The organism is Alkalibacillus haloalkaliphilus C5 (assembly GCF_000269905.1).
Taxonomy (GTDB): domain Bacteria; phylum Bacillota; class Bacilli; order Bacillales; family Alkalibacillaceae; genus Alkalibacillus; species Alkalibacillus haloalkaliphilus_A.
The window spans coordinates 1-2,689 of sequence record NZ_AKIF01000229.1; the positions used below are offsets into that span (position 1 = coordinate 1).

Sequence of the window (2,689 nt, forward strand, 5' to 3'; positions counted from 1 at the left end):
ATGTAATTAAAGATGAGATATGTTTCTTAGGTATTGCAACAATATGCACCGGCCAAAAAGGTCTTGTATGATAATAGGCTAATACATTTTCTGTTTCCAACACTTTATTTACTTGAGTTTTTCCACTTAATACTTCATCACAATAAAAGTCTTCAGTCATAATGCCCTCCCTGAATCACTTTTTCCCTAACGAAAATCCTTCAAATAAACGACCGCCATAAGGCTTTAAAATATCATCTGTCAGTTGAATAAGAGGTTCTATGTTTTCTGACTTATAATATTGGTCAAGAGCAAATACAAACCGTTCGGCAAGTTCATGATCAAACTGCCTCAAAGACCTTATAACCCATTTCGAATTGCCAATCCATTGATTGTTCGTTCGAAGCACAAACTCACTCAATAAATTCGCTAACTCATTTGTTATAAATATTCCCCCTGCCCGATCTTGACAACCTATCAAATCATCCAAAACATCTGTAATAAAATACCGTTTCAATTCTATTGTTTCTTCTGACCAAGATTCAGGTCCTTTATTTAATAAAGACTTTGCTTCACTCTTAATTCCAGAAATGACGCCGTTATCCTTTAACACGGCTCCTTCCACTACCATTCTAGGTAACGACGGTCTAGCGCGTTTACAATCACTTTCAAAATAAGTTTTATAGGATTGTAGATTATGCGCGAAAACTTCTATATTCCAGTCGAATTTTATTAAAGACTCTCGATACGAAGATTCCAGGTGACGGTCAAAAATCACAAGGTCAAGGTCAGATGTTGCAGTTGCTTCTCCTCGTGCAACACTTCCCGCTAATAAAGCACCTTCACAACCTTGAAAATGTTCTTCAACAAACTTTTGCGCAGCGATCATTGGGTTTAATTTATTATTCATTTTTTCACCTACTATTAAAGCCTGACTTCATCATGATTAGTAACACGAGCAAACCACCTTAAAGTTCCATTATGATGATCAATTATTTGTTGGGCATTTAACCCATTTGCATTCCACGTACTATGTGTATCCGAAACTAAAGTAACTTTATATCCTTCACTAAAAGCCCTTCTACAAGTTGTGTCGACACATACTTCAGTTTGAATCCCCGCTACCACTAAGTAGGCAATTTTATGGTTTTTCAACTCTTGATCCAAATTGGTTTTGAAAAAGGAGTCTGGAGTTGACTTCTGAATGATAACATCACCATTCTCAGGCGTTATGGCAGGGTGGACTTTCCATCCATGAGAACCATACTCTAAAGGTTTGCCAGCAGGAGCATTGTGCTGAACATAAAAGATAGGAACATTTGATGATCGTGCTCGACTAATCAGCGTTTTCAAATTTTCTAACAACTGGTTTCCTCTATACACAACGTTTTCTTCCTGGAACATTCCATTCTGTACATCTATTATTAATAAAGCTTTTTTAGTCATAACTCACCTCTTATACTAGATACTTTATAAATCAATGTTAACATAATATTCCACCTACAAGATGTTAAGTTACATAATTTTCTGAAATCAAACTCAAAAAATCGACACACCTGCCGACATGAAATTTACTAATTTTGATAACAAGTCTCATACCTATCTCTCATTAATAAGCTCTTACAAGCGAAGCCACTTTCGTGATAAATTTCCTTGTCTACCTGTAACGTTATACTTCTATTCGAATTAGAATTTTCCGGGTGGTCATTGTGAATAGATAAAGTATTTTCACCTACCCAATCCAAATTAAAATCAGTTTTAGCATCACCATAATATATAATTTGAGATTGATGGTCTTGATGATCCGTTATTTCAACTAATACATTCACCCCACCTGCTGCACCTCCGTAAGGCTCATAATATGCATTAGCCGTATACTCTTCTGTAGGTGATGCGACAGGTCCTGGCCCCTCTTGAAAGTTGTCTCGGTCAAGATCATCAAATGTAAAAAAATACACCTGATATATGTAAATGGTTAGTGTTAGGGAAAAACCGACCAACGTTGCAATCAACATCTTTTTCGGAAAAGGTTTCTTTTTGAAAAGAGAAATGATGATATTAGTACATAAAATTATAAACAAAACAACTGTAATCAATGTGATTAATAGTCCAAAAATAATCAAAATGATAATCTCCTTTATCTACTTAAAAGTTCACCATAAAACTACTACCAAACAGCCATAACATTGGCGTCAAAATCACTAATAGAAACAATCCTGTAAACATATATCTTATGTATTGATTACGGTCTTCGCCTTCTCTTAACTCCCACAAACCTAGCGTAATAAAATATAAACTAACTAAAACTGAAATGATTGGTAACATGATTGCTATAAGTTCCATATAGATTCCCCTTCCTTTTCTAAATCTTAACATAATATTCCAACAGAAGGGTGTATTTTTCCAAAAGAAAAGGCCAGCATAAGCCGGCCAAAAACTATCTCCTAAACGGACACCCTCTCTCATTTAACCGCTTCGAAATAATATCCATCGTATAATCACGCGGATCAAGTGATTCGTTAACTTCATCCCAAAAAAGTGGTGTCGCCACTGTGCCTTCTTTCGTCGCTCGCGGGGAGTAAGGAGCAATGATTGTTTTACCAGGTGCATGCTGAGTATAATCGATATAAAGTCGACTGCCCCGATTTTCTTCAACCGCTCGATCGTAAATTTTTCAGGATATTTTTCGACGAGCACTTGCGCCACTGCT

At 36.1% G+C, this 2,689-nt stretch carries 6 protein-coding genes; all 6 read right to left on the reverse strand.

The annotated features are described in order from the left end of the window. Positions 1 to 160 (reverse strand): HIT domain-containing protein (locus tag A194_RS18915; protein WP_017187750.1); only part of this gene is annotated, 160 nt, incomplete at its 3' end. A 15-nt stretch (positions 161 to 175) separates the two neighbouring features. Next, a complete protein-coding gene (locus A194_RS0115770; protein WP_017187751.1) occupies positions 176 to 889 on the reverse strand; it encodes a nucleotidyltransferase domain-containing protein in 714 nt (237 codons plus the stop codon). 14 nt (positions 890 to 903) lie between these two features. Beyond that, on the reverse strand, positions 904 to 1,425 hold the full coding sequence (locus A194_RS0115775) for a cysteine hydrolase family protein (protein ID WP_017187752.1): 522 nt from the start codon (positions 1,423 to 1,425) through the stop codon (positions 904 to 906). 128 nt (positions 1,426 to 1,553) lie between these two features. Continuing rightward, on the reverse strand, positions 1,554 to 2,102 hold the full coding sequence (locus A194_RS0115780; protein ID WP_017187753.1) for a DUF5412 family protein: 549 nt from the start codon (positions 2,100 to 2,102) through the stop codon (positions 1,554 to 1,556). A gap of 22 nt (positions 2,103 to 2,124) precedes the next feature. Next, positions 2,125 to 2,322, reverse strand: coding sequence for a hypothetical protein (locus tag A194_RS0115785; protein ID WP_017187754.1), 198 nt, complete (start codon positions 2,320 to 2,322; stop codon positions 2,125 to 2,127). 94 nt (positions 2,323 to 2,416) lie between these two features. Further along, a complete protein-coding gene (gene ligD, locus A194_RS20880) occupies positions 2,417 to 2,650 on the reverse strand; it encodes a non-homologous end-joining DNA ligase LigD (RefSeq protein WP_423734753.1) in 234 nt (77 codons plus the stop codon). Positions 2,651 to 2,689 lie beyond the last annotated feature (39 nt).